Genomic DNA, 19,391 nt, shown 5'->3' with positions numbered 1-19,391 from the left:
AAGGGCGGCAACGCCAACGTCGGAGTCTGGGTCCGCACCAACGACCAGTGGCGCTGGCTAGCTCACACACTCACGGTCGACACCCTCCGCGAATTGCTGCCCGAGACAACCGAACTAACCGTCAACCGGTATCTGCTTCCCAACCTGCGGGCGGTGAACTTCGTCATCGAAGGCATCCTCGGCAAGGGCGTCGCGCACCAGGCCCGCTTCGACCCACAAGCCAAGGGTCTCGGCGAATGGCTGCGCGCCCGACACCTCGACATCCCGGAGGAGCTGCTCTGATGAGCATCTGGACCACGCCCGAGCGTGAGCAACTGCGAAAGTCCGTGCGGGCGTTCGCAGAGCGCGAGATCCTGCCCCACGTCGACGACTGGGAGCGCTCGGGCGAGCTCCCACGCGAACTGCACGTCAAGGCGGGCGAAGCGGGACTCCTCGGCGCGGGCATGCCCGAATCCGTCGGCGGCGGAGGTGGTGACGGCGCCGACGCCGTGGTCATCTGCGAGGAGATCCACCAGTCCGGCGCGCCGGGTGGTGTCTATGCGTCACTATTCACGTGCGGCATCGCGACGCCGCACATGATCGCTTCGGGCGACGAACGCCTGATCGAGACCTACGTGCGACCGACGTTGCGGGGCGAGATGATCGGCGCGCTGGCGATCACCGAGCCGGGCGGCGGGTCCGACGTCGGCCACCTCACCACGAAGGCAGTCCGAGACGGCTCAGGCAATGGGGACTACGTCCTCAACGGCGCCAAGACCTACATCACCTCCGGCGTGCGGGCCGACTACGTCGTCACCGCCGCGCGCACCGGCGGGCCGGGTGCCGCTGGAGTATCGCTGATCGTCGTCGACAAGGGCACGCCTGGCTTCGAGGTCAGCCGCAAGTTGGAGAAGATGGGCTGGCGGTCGAGTGACACTGCCGAGCTGTCCTACACCGATGCCCGGGTTCCCGCCGCCAACCTGATCGGGGCCGAGAACAGTGGCTTCCTCCAGATCGCCGGTGCGTTCGTCAGCGAGCGCGTCGGACTCGCCGCGCAAGCCTACTCGAGTGCCCAGCGTTGCCTCGATCTCACCGTCGAGTGGTGCCGCAATCGGGAAACCTTTGGCAGACCCCTGATCTCGCGGCAGTCGGTCCAGAGCACGCTGGCCGAGATGGCCCGCAGGATCGACGTCGCACGGGTGTACACCCGCCACGTCGTCGAACGACAGTTGGCGGGCGAGACGAACCTCATCACCGAGGTGTGCCACGCCAAGAACACCGCCGTCGAGTCGGGCGAGTGGGTGGCCAATCAGGCGGTCCAGCTCTTCGGCGGCATGGGCTACATGGCCGAGTCGGAGGTGGAGCGCCAGTACCGCGACATGCGCATCCTTGGCATCGGTGGCGGGACCACCGAAATCCTGACGAGCCTCGCCGCCAAGACACTTGGATACCAATCATGAGCCCCCTAAAGTCCCTCGTCGATCCCACGTCGGCGGCATTCACCGACGCCGCCGAGGCGATGACCGCCAAGCTCGCCGAACTCGACGTCGAGCACGCCAAAGCACTCGCTGGCGGCAGCGCCAAGTCCGTCGAACGCCACCACGCCCGCGGGAAGCTGACGCCACGGGAACGCATCGAACTCCTCGTCGACGAGGACTCGCCGTTCCTCGAACTGAGTCCACTCGCGGCGTGGGGAAGCGAATTCCACGTCGGCGCCAGCGTCGTGACGGGCATTGGTGTCGTAGAGGGCGTCGAGTGCCTGATCGTCGGCAACGATCCCACCGTCAAGGGCGGCACCAGCAACCCGTGGACATTGCGAAAGATTTTGCGCGCCAACCAGATCGCCCGGGAGAACCGCTTGCCGGTCATTTCCCTCGTCGAGTCGGGCGGCGCGGACCTTCCGACGCAGAAGGAAGTGTTCATCCCCGGCGGGCAGATGTTCCGCGACCTCACCCGGCTCTCCGCCGCGGGTATCCCGACCATCGCGCTGGTCTTCGGCAACTCCACGGCGGGCGGCGCCTACGTGCCCGGCATGTCCGATCACGTGGTGATGATCAAGGAACGCTCGAAGGTGTTCCTTGCCGGCCCGCCGCTGGTGAAGATGGCCACCGGCGAGGAGTCCGATGACGAATCACTGGGCGGCGCCGAGATGCATGCCCGCACTTCCGGATTGGCCGATTACTTCGCCGTCGACGAACCCGACGCGATCCGCATCGGCCGCCGGATCGTGGCCCGGCTCAATTGGCGCAAGGCGGGCCCCGAACCCGGCGCGGTTGCCGATCCGCTGTACGACGCCGATGAGCTGATCGGCATCGTCCCCGCCGACCTGCGGGTGCCGTTCGATCCCCGCGACGTCATCGCCCGCATCGTCGACGGATCCCGATTCGACGAGTTCAAGGCGCTCTACGGTGGCTCACTCGTGACGGGCTGGGCCACGTTGCACGGATACCCCATCGGCATCTTGGCCAACGCGCGCGGCGTGCTGTTCAGCGAGGAGTCGCAGAAGGCCACCCAGTTCATTCAACTCGCCAATCGATCCAACACGCCACTGTTGTTCCTGCACAACACGACCGGCTACATGGTCGGCAAGGCGTATGAGGAAGGCGGGATGATCAAGCACGGCTCGATGATGATCAACGCCGTGTCCAACTCGACGGTGCCGCACATCTCGCTGCTGATCGGCGCGTCCTACGGCGCAGGCCACTACGGCATGTGCGGGCGGGCCTACGACCCGCGTTTCCTGTTCGCCTGGCCCAGTGCGAAGTCTGCGGTGATGGGTGGCGCCCAGTTGGCCGGTGTCATCTCGATCGTCAGCCGTGCCGCCGCAGAGGCCCGCGGTCAGGTTCTCGACGAGGCTGCCGATGCTTCTCTGCGGGCGGCAATCGAGGCGCAGATCGACGCCGAGTCGCTGCCCATGTTCCTGTCCGGGCGGATGTTCGACGACGGCGTCATCGATCCTCGCGACACCCGCACCGTGCTGGGAATGTGTTTGTCCGCCATCGCCAATGGCCCGATCGAGGGGACGTCGAACTTCGGCGTCTTCCGGATGTGAGCCCGCCCATGCCCCCCACCCTCGCGATTTGTGCACGTTTAGCCGCGGTGCGCGCGGTCAAACGTGCACAAATCACACGAAAGGCATCATGATCACGCGAGTCTTGGTGGCCAACCGCGGCGAAATAGCCCGGCGCGTCTTCACCACCTGCCGCCGGCTGGGCATCGGCACCGTCGCCGTCTACACCGATCCCGACGCCGGGTCCCCGCACGTTTCCGAGGCCGACCTCCGAGTCCGGCTCGACGGCCGCAATGGCTATCTCGACGCGAAGCAGCTGATCGCAGCCGCACGGGCAGCGGGCGCCGACGCCATCCACCCCGGCTACGGGTTCCTCTCGGAGAACGCCGAATTCGCCGCTGCCGTAGAGAGCGCCGGGCTCACGTGGATCGGCCCTCCGGTCGCCGCCGTGCAGGCGATGGGCTCCAAGATCGAAGCCAAGAAGCTGATGGCCGCCGCCGGTGTGCCGGTGCTCGACGAGCTGGACCCCGACACCGTAACCGCCGAGCAGCTCCCGGTACTGATCAAGGCATCGGCGGGCGGCGGCGGACGGGGCATGCGCGTGGTCCGCGAGCTGGCCGAGCTGGCTGCCGAGGTCGAGGCCGCGCAGCGGGAAGCCCAGTCCGCGTTCGGTGACCCGACGGTGTTCTGCGAGCGCTACCTGGCGGCCGGTCACCATGTCGAGGTACAGGTGATGGCCGACGCGCACGGCACCGTCTGGGCGGTCGGCGAACGTGAGTGCTCCATCCAGCGACGCCATCAGAAGGTCGTCGAGGAGGCTCCGTCGCCACTCGTCGAGCGCGTTCCTGGCATGCGGGAAAAGTTGTTCGAGGCCGCACGTCTGGCGGCGCACGCCATCGACTACACCGGCGCAGGCACCGTCGAGTTCATGGCCGACGAGCACGGCGACTTCTACTTCCTCGAGATGAACACCCGCCTGCAGGTCGAGCACCCCGTCACCGAGGAGACCACCGGTCTGGATCTCGTCGAGCTGCAACTACTGGTCGCCGACGGCGGTCAACTCGACGCGAAACCCCCAGCCTCGCAAGGGCATTCGATCGAGGTGAGGCTCTACGCCGAGGACCCCGCCAAGAACTGGCAGCCGCAGGCTGGGCCCGTGCACCGCTTCGACGTGCCAAGCAAGCTCACCGAGTTCGGTTTGCTCGGCCGCGGCGGAGTCCGCGTCGACTCGGGCGTGGTCGACGGATCCACGGTGTCCATCTTCTACGATCCCATGCTGGCCAAGGTGATCTCGTGGGCGCCGAATCGCACTCAGGCCGCCACGATCCTGGCCGACGCGCTGACCCGCGCCCGACTGCACGGCATCCGCACGAACCGCGACCTGCTGGTGAACGTGCTCCGCCACCCCGCGTTCCTCGACGGTGCCACCGACACCGCGTTCTTCGACACGCACGGCCTCGACGTGTTGGCCAGGCCCGTCGCGGACGCCACGGCGCCTGCCCTGTCTGCGCTGGCCGCCGCGCTCGCCGACGCGGCCGAGAACCGCAGCACCGCAACCGCGTTGAAGGGCCTGCCCAGCGGCTGGCGAAACCTGGCTTCGGGGTTTCAGACCAAGCGCTACGTCGACGTCAGCGGCGACGAGCACGTGGTTCGGTACCGGTTCGGGCGCAATGGTCTTGATGTCGAGATTGCCGGCGAGGGGTCGTCGACACTGGTGGCGTCGGCGCCCAATGGGGTCGTCCTCGCCATCGACGGCGTCGAGTTGCCCTTCGCCGTCGCGCGCTACCCCGACGCCCAGGACGTCTTCGTGGACGGTCCACTCGGACCCGTTCAGTTGACCGTCGTGCCCCGCTTCCCGGATCCGGAATCCGCCGTCGCTCTGGGATCGCTGGTGGCGCCGATGCCGGGCTCGGTCACCAAGGTCGGTGCGGCGGTCGGTGACCGGGTCACGGCGGGGCAGGCCCTGATCTGGCTTGAAGCCATGAAGATGGAGCACACCATCACCGCCCCCGCCGATGGCGTGCTCGCCGAACTCACCGTGACGGCAGGCCAGCAGGTCGACGTCGGTGCCGTACTCGCCCGTATCGAGAACACCCAAGGAGATCCCCAATGAGCTTTACCGAAACCGATGAGCAACAGGAACTGCGCAAGGCCGTGGCCGCCCTGGCGTCGAGCTACGGGCAGGACTACTACCTGGCGAAGGCCCGCGCCGGCGAGCACACCACCGAACTATGGTCCGACGCAGGAAAACTCGGCTTCATCGGGGTCAACTTGCCTTTGGAGTACGGCGGCGGCGGGGCAGGCATGTACGAGCTGTCGCTGGTCATGGAGGAGATGGCCGCCAACGGTTGCGCCCTGTTGATGATGGTGGTCTCCCCCGCCATCAACGGGACGATCATCAGCAAGTTCGGTACCGAGGACCAGAAGAAGCGGTGGATCCCGGGTATCGCCGACGGGTCGATCACGATGGCGTTCGCCATCACCGAGCCCGACGCCGGTTCCAACTCACACCGCATCACCACCACGGCGCGCCGCGACGGTGACGACTGGATCCTCAACGGCCAAAAGGTATACATCTCCGGCGTCGATCAGGCACAGGCAGTCCTGGTGGTGGGCCGCACGGAGGAGGCCAAGACCGGCAACCTCAAGCCCGCGCTCTTCGTGGTGCCCACTGACACAGCCGGCCTGAGCTACACCAAGATCGACATGGAGATCGTCAGCCCGGAGTTCCAGTTCCAGCTGTTCCTCGACGACGTCCGGTTGCCATCCGACGCCCTCGTCGGGGCCGAGGACGCGGCGATCGCGCAGTTGTTCGCTGGTCTGAACCCCGAGCGCATCATGGGCGCGGCCAGCGCCGTCGGCATGGGACGCTTCGCGATCAACAAGGCCGCCGACTACGTCAAGACTCGTCAGGTGTGGAAGACACCGATCGGTGCGCACCAGGGCATCTCACATCCGCTGGCGCAGAACTACATCGAGATCGAGCTGGCCAAACTGATGATGCAGAAGGCCGCGACGCTCTATGACGGCGGCGACGACTTCGGCGCGGCCGAGGCGGCCAACATGGCGAAGTACGCGGCTGGTGAGGCGTCGGTGCGGGCGGTGGACCAGGCCGTGCAGTCGTTGGGCGGCAACGGGTTGACCAAGGAGTACGGCATCGCCTCGGTGCTGACCGCGTCACGGTTGGCACGCATTGCGCCGGTCAGCCGGGAGATGATCCTCAACTTCATCGCGCAGACGTCGCTGGGCCTCCCCCGGTCCTACTGATGGCTGAATCGGACCCCGGGTCGCTCGTCCGTTACTCCGTCGAGGCCGGCGTCGCCCGGCTCGTACTGGACTCACCGCACAACCGCAACGCCCTGTCGACCGTCCTGGTCCGGCAACTGCACGACGGGCTGTCGAGCGCGGCCGCCGACCCGACCGTGCGCTGCGTCGTGCTGGGCCACGCAGGCGGCACGTTCTGCGCGGGTGCCGACCTCGGTACGGCGGCGGGCCGCCCATCAGACCCGGCGGCGAGCGCGCCCGGCGAGCTTGCCGTGTCGCGGGCACGGGAGATGGCTCAGGTGCTGCGGGCGATCCTGGAACTGCCCGTGCCCGTGATCGGCGCGATCGACGGTCACGTCCGGGCGGGCGGCCTCGGCCTCGTCGGCGCCTGCGACATCGTCGTCGCAGGACCGGCGAGCACGTTCGCGCTCACAGAGGCTCGCATCGGCGTCGCTCCGTCCATCATCTCGCTGACCCTGCTGCCGAAGATGACGGCGCGTGCGGCGGGACGCTACTTCGTCACCGGCGAGAAGTTCGGTGCCGAGGAAGCCGCAGCCATCGGGCTGATCACGCTGGCGGCCGACGACGTCGACGCCACCGTGGCCGCCATCGCGGCCGACATCGTGAAGGGCTCACCGCAGGGGCTGGCGGCGTCGAAGGCGTTGACGACGGCATCGCTGCTGGCCGGGTTCGACGCTAGCGCCGAGGCCCTGTCCCAGGCGTCCGCCCAGCTGTTCGTCTCCGACGAGGCGCGCGAAGGAATGCTGGCCTTCCTGGAGAAGCGGGCGCCGCGGTGGCTCGATCCGCCCGACCACGCCAGCTGATCTCGGGCCGACGGCAGCGGCTTCGACCCACGCGTCTTGCATGTCGGGGAGTTCGTCGTAGGCTCGACGACAATGAGCAATGGAGCGTCACGATCCGGATCGATGCGTGCTGCGGACGCCGATCGCATCCACATGGCGCAACTGCTCACCGATGCCGCCGCCCAGGGCCGCCTCCAGATGGGTGAGTACGAGGAACGGCTCAAGAAGGCGTACGCAGCTCAGACCTTCGACGAGCTGGATCGCCTCAACTCCGACCTGCCGGGTATCGCGACGGCGGTACCCGGCGCCGCGCCGGGTCGGCCGGCACCGTCCACCCTGCTGCTGGCGATCATGAGCGGCTTCGAGCGGCGCGGTCGATGGAACGTGCCGAAGCGGCTCACGTCGGTGGCGGTCTTCGGCGGCGGCGTCATCGATCTCCGGTACGCCGACCTGACCTCGACGGCAGTGGAAATCCATTCGTACTCGATCTTCGGTGGACAGACGATCCTGCTGCCACCCGAATTGAACGTCGACGTGCACGGGATCGGGGTGCTTGGCGGCTTCGACCGTCTCAGCGAGCAGGGCAGCCCGGGCGCCCCTGTCGTGACGATCCGCGGCTTCTCGCTCTTGGGCAGCGTCGGCATCCGGCGCAAGCCACGTAAGGCGCGGGTCTAGCTCACCGCCTTCGTCGCGAGCGCAGGTAGTCACCGACCACGGCCGCGCCGAGCCCATCCAGGTCGGGCACGATCACGCGGCCTTCGACCCGTCGAGCCACCTGATCGATGAATCGCGCCAGGCCCGGGTCGCTGCCGAGCCGGAAGATCGTCACCTGCGCGCCGAGCCGCGCGATCTCGTCGAACCCCTTGACGGTGTGGGCGATGGTCCGCGGATGCGGCGGGTAATCGAAGTACACAGCGGGACCGCCGTCGTCATCCGGATAGGACTCGAGGTGGGCGGTCGGCTCACCGTCGGTGACGACGAGTACGACCGGTTGCGCGTTGGGATGCCGTCGCAGGTGACGCGACGCCAGCGCCAGAGCGTGGTGCAGGTTGGTGCCCTGCTCGTACACGCCCTCCAGCCCCGTCAGCTCGGCGGCGCTCACGCTCCTCGCGTACCTGCCGAAGGCGATGATCTGGAGGTCGTCGGAACGGAACCGGGTGCTGATGAGGTGGTTCAGTGCCAGCGCGGTCCGCTTCATGGGGAGCCAGCGGTTCTCCATCACCATCGAGAACGACGTGTCGACGAGCAGCGCCACCACGGACTGGGTGCGGGTCTCGGTCTCGGAGATCTCGACGTCGTCGACGGTGATCTGCATCGGTAGTCCCGCCACCCCGGTGCCGCTGCCAATCCCCCGGTCGCTGCGCTCCTGCCCGCCGGACTGGCGCAACACCGCGTTGGTCAGAGTGCGCGTGACGTTCCACGGCTCGGTGTCGCCGAACTGCCACGGCCTGGTGGCTCCGGTGAGTTCACCGGCCGCTCCCGCTCGGCGGGTGTCGCGTTCGCCGTGATGCCCCGAAAGCTGTTGTGCCACATCGCGAAGAATCATCTGGCCGAGCTGGCGCATGGCCTTGGGCGACAGCCGCCACTGCCCGTCGGAGCCCCGGTCCAGGAACCCCTGATTCATCAGCGCCCGCTCGAGCTCGGACAGCGTCCGCGCGTCGATGGCGGCTTCCTCACCGAGTTGGCGGGCCAACATGTCGAGGTCGACGTCGTCCATCTGGGCGCCGGCGTAGCTCTGCGACAGCTGCTCGGCGAGTTGCTCGAGCTCGCCGATGTCTGCCATGGCCTGCGCGCCCTCCCCCATGCCCATGGGGTTGTCGCCGGAGAAGCGCTCCGAGCCCTGCCAGTCCTCACCGGGCCTGGCGTTTTGCAGATGCTGATCCAGCTTGTTCAGGGCGTCGGTCAGCGAAGGCGAGCCAAAGGCCTGCTGCGCCAACGCATCCAGCTCGGCACGCTGGTCGGCTGACAGGCTGTTGCGGAACCGCTGCGCGGCGGCGGCCCTCTTGGCCAGCGAGTCGAGCAGCTCGTCGATGTCCTTCGGATTCTCCGGAAAGAACTCGCCGTGCTTGGCCATGAAGTCTTGAAAGTCCTGCTGCGTGTCCTGCCCGCTGCTGTGCTTGTCGAGCAACTCGTTCAGGTCGTCGAGCATGTCGTTGACCCGCTGGCGGTCCTCGTCGGTCGCGTTCTCCAACGCCTCCTTCATGCCCGCGAAACGCTGATCGAGCATCTCGCGACCCATGAGATCCTTGATCTGCTCGTACTTCTCGCGTGCCTCCTGCGAGCGCCAGTCGTACTCGGAGAGTTCCTGGACGGCCTTGGCAGGCGACGGCGGCAACGCCTCCAACTGCAGCTCGTTGAACCTCGCGTCGTCGTCGAGCGCGCGAGCCAATTCCTTGCGCTCGGCGAGGACGGCCTCATCGAGCAGCTTCTTGATCTCCTGAAGGGTGCCGTCGAGATTGTTGCGCTGCAACAGTTCCCGGCGTCTGCTGTTGACCTCGGCGGCCAGTCGGTCGGCGCCCTTCATGTCCTTGGTGCCGCGTCGCATCAGTTCGGCGAGCGCCCGTCGCGGCGAGGTGCCCTCCATGACGTCCTGCCCGATCTGCTCCAGCGCGTCGCGAAGGTCGACGGGCGGCGCCAGCGGGTCCGGCCCTCCGGAGTATCGCGAATACCGTGACGTGCGTTTAGCCATGGCCGCACTCCTGTGCCTCGCTGCGGACGTGGGGAGCAATGGGGCAGCCGTTTGCTCGTCGTGCGGCGTCAGCCATAGATGGTTTCACCTTCGCCGGATACCTTGTCGATGCGCTTTGCCAAGTACAGCGCTTCCAGCGCCAGTTCGAGGGCGGCTGCCCGTTCTCCGTCGGATTGCGCCTCGAGCCGTTCGGCGACGGCGTCGACGACCGGCAGGTCCGGCAGCGCGGCAAGCACGTCCTTGGCGGATACGCGCTCACCCGTCGTCACCGGGGCGCCTTGCTCGACAGCGAGCACCAGCGGCCCGACGTCGAGGCCGCCCAACAGCCGTTGCGCGGTGTCGGCGGTCGCCCGTCGCAACAGGTGCTCCAGCACCGCCTGCTCACGCCCCTCCTCACCGGACTCGAATTCCAGCTTGCCGCGGAGCACGTCGACGATGGTGGCCAGATCGACGACGCGCGCGACGGGATCCTGCTCGCCGAGGATCGCCGAGCGGTGTCGCGCGCCTGCGGCGACGGTCTCGGCGGCGGCGATGGCGAACCGGGCGGACACCCCGGACCGCTGGTCGACCGACTGGGACTCGCGCAGCCCCCGCGCGAAGCGGGCGAGGATCTGCAGCAGGTATTCGGGCACTGCGGCGGCCAGGTGGGCCTCTTGCTTGATGACGCCGACCTCGGCTGCGAGCTCCAGTGGGTAGTGCGTGCGAATCTCGGCGCCGAAGCGGTCCTTCAGCGGGGTGATGATGCGACCGCGGTTGGTGTAGTCCTCGGGGTTGGCGCTGGCGACGACGAGCACGTCGAGCGGGAGGCGCAGCGTGTAGCCGCGGACCTGGATGTCGCGCTCCTCCATGACGTTGAGCATCGACACCTGGATGCGCTCGGCGAGGTCGGGCAGCTCGTTGATGGCGACGATGCCGCGGTGGGCCCGCGGAATGAGACCGAAGGCGATGGTCTCGGGGTCGCCGAGGCTGCGACCCTCGGCAACCTTGATGGGGTCGATGTCGCCGACCAGGTCGGCGACGCTGGTGTCGGGGGTGGCGAGCTTCTCGGTGTAGCGCTCGCTGCGGTGCAACCAGGTGATCGGAAGATCGTCACCCGAGGTCACCGCTCGGCGGATCGACTCCGGCGTGATCGGCGAGTACGGGTGTTCGTTCAGCTCGGAGCCCTCGATCACCGGTGTCCATTCGTCGAGGAGCCCGGTGAGCGCGCGCAGCAGGCGGGTCTTGCCTTGACCGCGCTCACCGAGCAGGACGACGTCGTGCCCCGCGATCAGGGCGCGTTCGAGTTGGGGGATGACGGTGTCTTCGAAGCCGAGGATGCCGGTCCACACGTCGCGGCCCTCGCCGAGGGCGGCGAGCAGGTTCTCCCGGATTTCGCTCTTGACGCCGCGTTCGACGTGCCCGGAGGCGCGGAGTTCTCCGACGGTGCGGGGAAGCTCGTTAGGTGAGGTCACTACTCCACGCTACGACTGATCGCGCCGGGAGGCATCGCCTCCGTGCTGAGAGCAGAATCGGGAATGGAGTCAGCGCGCCCACGCGCGTCCGTTCTGCGTCCGCGCGAGTGTGAAATTGGCGACGCAAATCCCCCGATCCGCGTCGCCAGATTCACACTCGCGGGCTGCCGGAGCCGCCGGAGCCCGGTGCCGCCGATCGCCTAGTGCGCGAAGTGGCGTGCGCCCGTCAGGTACAGCGTGATCCCCGCCTTTGCGGCGGCCTCGGTGACCAACTCGTCGCGCACCGACCCGCCGGGATGGACGATCGCCTTCACGCCCGCCGCCGTCAGCACCTCGAGTCCGTCCGGGAAGGGGAAGAACGCGTCGGAGGATGCCACGGCCCCCTGCACGCGCTCGCCGGCCCGCTCGACCGCCAGCTTCGCCGCGTCGACCCGGTTGACCTGGCCCATCCCAACGCCGACCGTGGCGCCGCCCTTCGCGACGACGATGGCGTTCGACTTCACCGCGCGGCATGCCCGCCAAGCGAACACCAGATCGGCCAGGGTCTCGGCGTCGGCGGGCGAGCCGGTGGCCAGCGTCCAGGTGTTGGGATCGTCACCGGGGGCATCGAGCGCGTCGCGCTGCTGCAGCAGCAGGCCGCCGCTGACCTGACGGAACTCCGTGCTGCGATCCTGCGGCTGGGCGGCGACCAAGACGCGGACGTTCTTCTTGCGGGCCAGGATCTCCACGGCTCCAGGTTCGTAGGCGGGCGCGATGATCACCTCGGTGAAGATGTCGGCGACCGTCTCGGCCATCTCGACGCTCACCGCGGTGTTGGCGGCGATCACCCCGCCGAACGCACTGAGGGGATCGCACTCGTGGGCCTTGCGGTGCGCGTCGGCGACCGACTCCGAGGACACCGCGATGCCACACGGGTTGGCGTGCTTGATGATCGCGACACAGGTCTGCTCGTAGTCGAACGCTGCCCGCCACGCGGCGTCCGCGTCGGTGTAGTTGTTGTACGACATCTCCTTGCCGTGCAACTGCTCGGCCTGCGCGAGCCCCGGCCATGACGAGTCGTCGCGGTAGAGCGCGGCCTGCTGGTGCGGGTTCTCGCCGTAGCGCAGCACCGCGGTCCGCTTCCACGTGCCCGCGACCCACTCGGGCGCGAACGCATCCCCCTGCTGAGGCGCCAGGGTCGAACCCATCCAGCTGGCAACGGCGACGTCGTACTCGGCGGTGTGCCGAAAAGCCAAGGACGCCAGCCGCTTCCGCTCCGCCAGGGTGAATCCGCCGGCCTTCACGGCCGCCAGCACACCGTCGTAGCCGAGCGGTTCGACGACTACGGCGACGCTCGGATGGTTCTTCGCAGCCGCCCGCACCATCGACGGGCCGCCGATGTCGATCTGCTCGACGCACTCGTCTTCGCTGGCACCGGATTCCACGGTTTCGCTGAACGGGTAGAGGTTGACGACCACCAACTCGAAGGCTTCGACGCCGAGTTCCGTCAACGCCGAGAGGTGCTCGGCCTTGCGGGTGTCGGCCAACAGTCCGGCGTGCACCCGCGGGTGCAGCGTCTTCACCCGCCCGTCGAGCACCTCGGGAAAGCCCGTGACGTCCTCGACCGGCGTTACCGGAACACCGTCGGCGGCAATGGTCTTCGCGGTCGAGCCCGTCGAGACGATCACCACGCCTGCGTCGTGCAGCCCGCGGGCCAGGGCGGCCAGCCCGGTCTTGTCGTACACGCTGATCAGCGCGCGCCGAATCGGACGCCTGCCGTCGTCGTCCGTCATCTTGCTCCTCGCGTCCGCGTCATCCCAGTGCCGCCCTTCGTCCCGTCCACGTCACACCGCGCGTTGCCATCGCGGCGAGCACCTCCACCAACAATCGTCGTTCGACGACCTTGATCCGTTCGTGCAGTGAAGCCTCGTCGTCTCCGTCGAGGACGGCCACCGCCTCCTGAGCCAGGATCGGCCCGGTGTCCATTCCAGAGTCGACCAGGTGCACCGTGCACCCGGTGACCCGCACCCCGTAGGCCAGTGAATCCGGCACCGCGTGCGCTCCCGGGAAGGCGGGGAGCAACGCGGGGTGCGTGTTGATCACCCGCCCGGTGAAGCGGGAAAGAAACTGCGGGCCAAGGATCTTCATGAAGCCCGCCGACACCACCAGATCCGGCTCGTGCGCCTCGGTGGCTCGGGTGATCGCCCCGTCCCAGTCGTTGCGGTCGTGGTACTCGCCGAGGCGCACCGTGTAGGCGGGTAGTGACGCGGCCGCTGCGACCTCGAGCGCCCTGCAGTCGCGGTCGGTGCCCACCGCCACCACCCGGGCCGGATAGTCGCCGACGGCGGCTTCGAGCAGAGACTCCAGCAGCGACCCGGTTCCCGACGCCAGGACCACGAGCCGTGCCGGCGCACACGGGGGCACATGAAGCTCGGGCTGCACGCGAAGGAGCCTAATCGCCCGCGTGGCGGGACTTGTCGCTGGTGGGGTCGAGTCCTGCGAAACCGGCGTCGTCGTCGGTCAGGAAGTGCGCCTCGGGGTCGTCGTCGAGATCGGGGGCGCGGGGCGTCGTGGCCGTCCACGGCGGCTCCGCGGGCTCCTCGTCGACCGGCTCTGGCTCGGGCTCTGGCTCGATTTCCACCTCCGGGTCGGGCTCAGCCTCGGCATCTGGCTCGGGCTCGGCCCGCAACTCGGGCTCGGCCTGCAACTCGGGCTCGTCATCCGGGACAGTTGTCACCGGCGCGGTCCGCGGCTCGGGATCGGGGGTGGCTGCCCGACGGACCGTGGCGCGACGGGCGATGCCGCCGCTCATCGCCACCGTCAGACCGCCGATTGCGATGAACCACACGAAGACCGCGGGGCCGAAGGTGGTCTGATCCACCCCGACCTCCCCGAAGTTACCGAGCCGTCCACCACCGGCGTATCCGAGCAGTGCCATCACCGCGCCGGCGACGGCCGATCCGACCAGGACCTTGCCCGCCGCGGCAGGCAGAGGTTCGGCCCGACGCGCGCATTGCTGGCCGAAGGCAACCGCGGCGACGGCCCCGACGATCAACAGCGCCACCCAGATCGGCCCGAGCGGCGGTGTGGGCGCCGCGGCGAGGATCGGCAGCGCCGGGATGTCCCCGCCAAGAACGGTGAACGAACTGAACGCAGCGAGCCCGACGTGCGCGCTGGATCCCACGGCCACCGCGGCCGTGCCGACGATCACGTTGGGCACGTACAGAATCGACAGCAGCGTCAGGCTCAACTGTCCGAACATCGAATCGGTGATCGCATACAGGTCGTCCATCGTGCCCCAGTGGACGACCAGCGAGCCGGCCGCGACGACGCCGCACAACCCGAACAGGGCGAGCATCCCCGCAGACGCCGCACGCACCGCTTCTGGCAGCCAGTTGGGCACGTGCCGCATCCGCCGCACCCGACGCGACAACCTGGTGCCGACGCCGATGACCGCACCCGCCAGGTGGACCGCGGCCACGCAGCTGAACGACTGCAGCGCGCTGGGCGTCTGCAACTCGGTCAGCACCGACGACGCGTCGTGGACCACGGCCAACGCGATCGCGGCTATGAGCAGCGGGCCGCCCAGCGCCGACGCGACGATCCAGCGGATCACGAACCACGACGTCCCGGCCCGCGTGGCGGCCGCGGTGGTTCGCGCCGTCCCCCACACCATCAGCAGCATGGGCAGCAGCGGCATCACCCCGAGTTCGGCGCCGCCGATCGACACCGGCACCTGGTGCACACCGAGCCAAATGCTCGCGATCGCGCCGAACGCGCCCGTCATGTCGCTGTTGGCGATCACCAGCTGCAACAGCACGACCGCCGCGATCACGACCAGCGCGATGAGTGACGGCCCGAACGCAACCCTCAGCAGGTCGCGCGCCTGGCGTGTGCCGACTGGCCGGTTGTCCACTAGCTGCGTCGCTCCTCGCGCACTCTCGGGCGCGCGAAGGTGGCGTGCGCGCCGCTAGAGATTATGACGGAGGCGGAGCGGAAGGCGGCGCAGCCTGATGCTGCGGTGGCTGCGCGTCAAACGACTTCGTCAGCGCCGTCGTCTCCGAGGACTGCCCTGAGGCAGCACCCGTCTGTTGCGGCTGGCCGAATGCTGGGAATCCGGTGGGAGGTGTCGGAGGACCGTTCTGCGAGTCGTTCTGGCTCTGCGACAACGGACTTTGCGACGGGCTCTGCGATGGGCTCTGCGACGGGCCCTGCGAAATGTTGTGCGCCGCGGTCGGTGCGGTCACTTGGCTTGGGAAGCCGCCAGTGGTCGGGCCATTCGAGTAACCGGGGTACTGCCCCGTCTGCGGGTAGCTGGGACGCTGTGGCAGGCCGCCGGGCTGACCCTGGCCGTAATCATGCGGTTGGCCCTGTGGTTGACCGTAATAGTTACCCGGACCGCCGTACGGACTGCCATAGGGCTGGTCGTACTGCTTGGGCTTCGGCACCGGCGCGCTGATGATCTCCGAATCCAACAGCAGCGCGGCGATCGCCGCCAGCGCCTGCAGCACGGAGAACGCGATGATCAGGTACAGCGACCAACCGAACGACACCGGTGACGGCACGCCCACGATCTGGGTGAGCACGATCAACAACGCCAGTACGGCAAGGATCGCCACCCAGGCGTTGAGCTTGGCCTGCTTGGGCAGCAGACTCACGCCGGCCAGCAGGCCGGCCACCACGGCCACGGCCGTGGCGAGCGTGATCCCGATCGGCGTGGCGCTGACGTCGCCGCCCGCGGGACCGAAGCCGGGGATGTTCGGCGTGCTGATCGTGAACACCGGACCGAAGCTGGCCAGGTAGACGGCGATGCCGAGGGCCGTGACGGCGGCGGCGAGGTAGATGGGCAACTTGCTTGGGCCAGCGGGCGCCGCCTCTTGGGGCGCACCGTACTGCTGGCTGTGCGAGCCGTACTGCGGGGCCTGGGGCCCTGACTGGTATCCGGAGTTACCCGGACCAGATGGATAGGACATGTCCCCTCCTGTGCTGAGCGATTCGACCACCCACGCTAGCGCACCCGTCGACGGGCGCGTCGGGCCGCGCAGGCGGGTCGGCTCCCATTTCGACAAAGGAGCAAACCGTGAGGGTCAGGCTGGGGTGAGCACCGGTTCGCTGCGCGAATCCTCTTCGGATGCCTCGATTTCGCGCACCAGCGGCAGCACGTTGGCGCCGAAGTACTCGACCTCTTCCTGGAAGTGGAGGAAGCCGCCCAGGATCAGGTCCACCCCACGCTTGCGGTAGGCCGCGACGCGTTCGGCGATCTGCTCGGGCGTACCGATGAGCTGGGTGCGGAAACCGTCGTTGTACTGGACGAGGTCCTCGAAGGACGAATCGGCCCACATGCCCTTCTTGTCACCGGTCGAGCTCCCGGCCTGCTGAACGGCCCCGCGGAAGCCCTCGACGGCGGGCTTGTTCGCCTTCTCGATGATCTCGCGGAGGGTGTCGCGGGCTTCCTTCTCGGTATCGCGCGCGATGATGAACCCGTTGAGGCCGACCTTGACTTCGCGTCCCACCGTGCGAGCGTGGTCGCGCACCTCGACGACCTGCTCGGTGATGCCGTCGAAGTCCTTGCCGTTGGAGAAGTACCAGTCGGAGTAGAGGCCACCGTTGCGGCGGGCCGCGGTGGAGTTACCTCCCTGGAAGATCTCGGGATTTGGACGCTCGGGCGTGTTGAGCGGCTTGGGCTTGAGCGTGAAGTCGTGGATTCGGTAGAAGTCGCCGCGGAAGTCGACATCGTCCGTCGTCCAGATTTGACGGAGCACCTGAAGGAACTCGGCGCTGCGGCGGTAGCGCTCGTCGTGTTCCAGCCACGGCTCGCCGAGGTGGGTGAACTCGTCCTTGAACCAGCCGGACACCACGTTGACGGCGAACCTGCCTCCGGAGAGGTGATCGGCGGTGGCGCCCAGCTTGGCCAGCACCGCGGGCTGCCACAGGCCGGGGTGGACGGCGGCGATGACCTTGAGGCGCTCGGTGGCCAGTAGCAGTGCGAGCGAGAAGCTGGTCGACTCGTGTTGGAACTCGGCGCCGTAGCTCGCCTCGTACCGCACCTGAGACAGGGCGTACTCGAAACCGTTGTTCTCAGCGGTCTGGGCGAGCTTCTTGTTGTACTCGTAGTTCCAGTCGGTGCGCTGTTCGATGTCGCTGGTGACCAAGCCACCACTGACGTTGGGCACCCAGTACGCGAATTTGACGTTCTCGGCGATGCGTTCGGTCGTCATGGTGTGCCATCGCATCATCCGGCGGCGACGTCGTCACCGCTATGGATCCTCACGAGTAGAAGGTTTGGGCGTCGCGATCACGATCGGCGTCTGGTCGATCCCGTTGAACCGGGACGACGTCACCGACGTGTAGGCGCCCATCATGGGGCTCACCACTACGTCCCCGACCGTCAACGTCGGCATCGGGTAGTCGCGGGCGACGACGTCGACGCTGTCGCAGGTGGGGCCTGCCAGCGTGACGGGCTCGAGCGGTGGCGGTTCGCCGTCGGTGGCGAGTTCGGCCAACGCCAGGATCGGCGGGTGCACGTCCTCGGTCATCACGTTGGAGTAGCTGCCGTAGAGGCCGTCGTCGAGGTAGTGCCACGACCGTCCGGCCCTGGTGGCGGTGCCGACGACGCTGGTGAGCAGCGTCATGCAGTCGGCGACGACGAACCGGCCGGGTTCGGCGAGCATCGTATAGGTGCGCCCGTGGCCGATGACCTCGTCGACGACCGTTCCAATCTCGGCGATGGTTGGCATGTCGGCGCGGTAGGAGACGGGGAAGCCGCCGCCGATGTCGATGATCGGGACGTCCAGTGCCATCGCTTGTTCGACGTGATGGGTGAGGTCGACGGTCGCGCGCAACGCATCGCGGTAGGGCGCCACCGACGGGCCCTGGCTGCCGACGTGGAAGCTGAAGCCTGCGAACCTCACCCCCGCCGACACGACGTGCTTGACCAGGAGCTCGGCCTCGGACGGGTCGACACCGAACTTGCTCGACAAGTCCGATTTGGCCGACGGATTCGAGAACGCCAGGCGAACCAGGATCTCGATGTCCGACGGCTTCCCGACGAACTTCTGCGCCTCGACCGGGTTGTCCACCACGAAGGTCCGAATCCCGCGCTGGTAGGCGTAGTCGATGTCGACGGGCTTCTTGATCGGATGGGTGTAGATGCAGCGGTTGGCGGGGACCCCGAGTCCGAGCACCAGATCGACCTCGGCGGTGGTGGCGACGTCGAAACTGCTTCCCGCGGCGGCCAGCACCGTCAGCACCACGGGGTGTGGCAGCGCCTTCACCGCGTAGTGCAGCCGGAAGCCGCGCAGATGTTCGGTGAGTTGGGAGTACTTGGCGACCACGCGGTAGGGGTCCAGGACCAGCAGCGGCGTGCCGTGGGTGGCGACCAGTTCCTGCCAGTGCCCGGACTTGGCGCGCAACTCCCTACGCAGTTGCGACCGTCGCTGCGGATTCATGCGGCTCCTCCTCTGATCTCGTTCGGGTCACCAACAGCCCGGTGAAGCGCTCGTAGCTGAGGATGGCCAATACGTAGAAGCCGACGTCGGCGACCACCTTCGCGAAGATCCAGCCGCCGACGGCGCCGAACATCATCGGTCCGAGGTAGTAGGCGACGGGACGGATCAGCAGGCTGTCGATGACCTCTGCAGGCCCGAACTCGATCGCGACGCTGCGCAGGGCCAAGGCGTTGGCCGTGAGAGCGCGTCGCGTCCGAGGCAACGAGGGCTGCGCGCCGTACGCGATGCGCACGGCTGCGACGTAGGCCGCCGCGTAGTAGCCCACCGAGGCTCCGATGGTCGCGACGACGGCGGCCGCGGCGTAGGACCCCGTGGCGCCGTATGCGATGGCAGCGCCACCCAGCTCGCAAACCGTTCCCGCGATCTCACATGGAAGGTAGCGACGCAGCCACTCGACGAGCTTCCTGCCGATGGTGTGCTCGTTGGCCATTCGCCAACCATCCCGTCGGGCGTCGGTGCGGTCTTGAGTAGTCGACTACGCAATCTCGTCCTCGACGCTGCTTGCGCGCCGGGACTAGAACACGTTCTAATTCTGGGCATGGACTACGGGCTCGTACTTTTCACCAGCGATCGCGGCATCGCTCCGGCGGCGGCAGCCAAACTCGCCGACGATCACGGCTTCCACACGTTCTACGTCCCCGAGCACACCCACATCCCGATCAAGCGGGAGGCGGCACACCCCACGACGGGTGACGAGTCCCTGCCCGA

The 19,391-nt window shown here is 67.9% G+C and carries 16 protein-coding genes and 1 pseudogene; 8 read left to right on the top strand and 9 right to left on the bottom strand.

The genetic code is table 11. The features are described from left to right. From ABW137_RS04965 to ABW137_RS04935, 7 genes are all read left to right on the top strand, one after another. On the top strand, nucleotides 1-282 hold a 282-nt coding region (locus ABW137_RS04965; RefSeq protein ID WP_526397485.1), incomplete at its 5' end, for an AtuA-related protein. Next, nucleotides 282-1,439 (top strand): acyl-CoA dehydrogenase family protein, encoded by a 1,158-nt coding sequence (locus tag ABW137_RS04960; RefSeq protein WP_526397483.1) that lies wholly within the window; start codon nucleotides 282-284, stop codon nucleotides 1,437-1,439. The genes ABW137_RS04965 and ABW137_RS04960, both read left to right, overlap by 1 nt. Continuing rightward, nucleotides 1,436-3,031 carry an acyl-CoA carboxylase subunit beta gene (locus ABW137_RS04955; RefSeq protein ID WP_526397481.1) on the top strand — a complete coding sequence of 532 codons (1,596 nt, stop codon included), beginning with the start codon at nucleotides 1,436-1,438 and terminating at the stop codon, nucleotides 3,029-3,031. The genes ABW137_RS04960 and ABW137_RS04955 overlap by 4 nt, the downstream gene beginning before the upstream one ends. An 88-nt stretch (nucleotides 3,032-3,119) precedes the next feature. Then, nucleotides 3,120-5,102 (top strand): acetyl/propionyl/methylcrotonyl-CoA carboxylase subunit alpha, encoded by a 1,983-nt coding sequence (locus ABW137_RS04950; RefSeq protein WP_526397479.1) that lies wholly within the window; start codon nucleotides 3,120-3,122, stop codon nucleotides 5,100-5,102. Continuing rightward, nucleotides 5,099-6,256, top strand: a complete 1,158-nt coding sequence (locus tag ABW137_RS04945) for an acyl-CoA dehydrogenase family protein (RefSeq protein ID WP_526397477.1) — start codon at nucleotides 5,099-5,101, stop codon at nucleotides 6,254-6,256. The genes ABW137_RS04950 and ABW137_RS04945 overlap by 4 nt, the downstream gene beginning before the upstream one ends. Then, nucleotides 6,256-7,077, top strand: a complete 822-nt coding sequence (locus tag ABW137_RS04940; protein ID WP_526397475.1) for an enoyl-CoA hydratase family protein — start codon at nucleotides 6,256-6,258, stop codon at nucleotides 7,075-7,077. The genes ABW137_RS04945 and ABW137_RS04940 overlap by 1 nt, the downstream gene beginning before the upstream one ends. A 72-nt stretch (nucleotides 7,078-7,149) precedes the next feature. Further along, complete coding sequence (locus tag ABW137_RS04935) at nucleotides 7,150-7,731, top strand: DUF1707 domain-containing protein (RefSeq protein WP_526397473.1); 582 nt, start codon at nucleotides 7,150-7,152, stop codon at nucleotides 7,729-7,731. A gap of 1 nt (nucleotide 7,732) precedes the next feature. Here ABW137_RS04935 and ABW137_RS04930 read toward each other — a convergent pair whose 3' ends face one another. From ABW137_RS04930 to ABW137_RS04890, 9 genes are all read right to left on the bottom strand, one after another. Further along, entirely contained in the window at nucleotides 7,733-9,745 is a 2,013-nt protein-coding gene (locus tag ABW137_RS04930; protein ID WP_526397471.1) for a vWA domain-containing protein, read from the bottom strand. A gap of 68 nt (nucleotides 9,746-9,813) precedes the next feature. Beyond that, on the bottom strand, nucleotides 9,814-11,196 hold the full coding sequence (locus ABW137_RS04925) for a sigma 54-interacting transcriptional regulator (RefSeq protein WP_526397469.1): 1,383 nt from the start codon (nucleotides 11,194-11,196) through the stop codon (nucleotides 9,814-9,816). Nucleotides 11,197-11,396: 200 nt separating this feature from the next. Then, entirely contained in the window at nucleotides 11,397-12,968 is a 1,572-nt protein-coding gene (gene purH, locus ABW137_RS04920) for a bifunctional phosphoribosylaminoimidazolecarboxamide formyltransferase/IMP cyclohydrolase (RefSeq protein WP_526397467.1), read from the bottom strand. 19 nt (nucleotides 12,969-12,987) lie between these two features. Next, nucleotides 12,988-13,617: a phosphoribosylglycinamide formyltransferase gene (gene purN, locus ABW137_RS04915; RefSeq protein WP_526397465.1), complete on the bottom strand. Its 630-nt coding sequence runs from the start codon at nucleotides 13,615-13,617 to the stop codon at nucleotides 12,988-12,990. A gap of 10 nt (nucleotides 13,618-13,627) precedes the next feature. After that, the gene (locus ABW137_RS04910) at nucleotides 13,628-15,091 is read right to left on the bottom strand and encodes a cell division protein PerM (protein ID WP_526397463.1); all 1,464 of its coding nucleotides are present in this window, start codon (nucleotides 15,089-15,091) and stop codon (nucleotides 13,628-13,630) included. Nucleotides 15,092-15,152: 61 nt separating this feature from the next. Then, the gene (locus tag ABW137_RS04905) at nucleotides 15,153-16,148 is read right to left on the bottom strand and encodes a DUF5336 domain-containing protein (RefSeq protein ID WP_526397461.1); all 996 of its coding nucleotides are present in this window, start codon (nucleotides 16,146-16,148) and stop codon (nucleotides 15,153-15,155) included. Nucleotides 16,149-16,262: 114 nt separating this feature from the next. Next, nucleotides 16,263-17,393, bottom strand: a complete 1,131-nt coding sequence (sfnG, locus tag ABW137_RS04900; RefSeq protein WP_526397459.1) for a dimethylsulfone monooxygenase SfnG — start codon at nucleotides 17,391-17,393, stop codon at nucleotides 16,263-16,265. Nucleotides 17,394-17,432: 39 nt separating this feature from the next. Further along, entirely contained in the window at nucleotides 17,433-18,623 is a 1,191-nt protein-coding gene (locus ABW137_RS04895; protein ID WP_526397457.1) for a type III PLP-dependent enzyme, read from the bottom strand. Then, nucleotides 18,592-19,113 (bottom strand): hypothetical protein, encoded by a 522-nt coding sequence (locus ABW137_RS04890; protein WP_526397455.1) that lies wholly within the window; start codon nucleotides 19,111-19,113, stop codon nucleotides 18,592-18,594. Before ABW137_RS04890 ends, ABW137_RS04895 begins: the two co-directional genes overlap by 32 nt. A 108-nt stretch (nucleotides 19,114-19,221) precedes the next feature. On the opposite strand from ABW137_RS04890, the pseudogene ABW137_RS04885 reads away from it, so the two are divergent. Further along, nucleotides 19,222-19,391: pseudogene (locus ABW137_RS04885) on the top strand (LLM class F420-dependent oxidoreductase); the annotation flags it as partial.

Origin of the sequence: Mycobacterium sp., assembly GCF_040509115.1 — a bacterium.
Taxonomy (GTDB): Bacteria; Actinomycetota; Actinomycetes; order Mycobacteriales; family Mycobacteriaceae; genus Mycobacterium.
The sequence above is the reverse complement of the archived record's forward strand: the minus strand, read 5'-3'. Positions and strand labels throughout refer to the sequence as shown.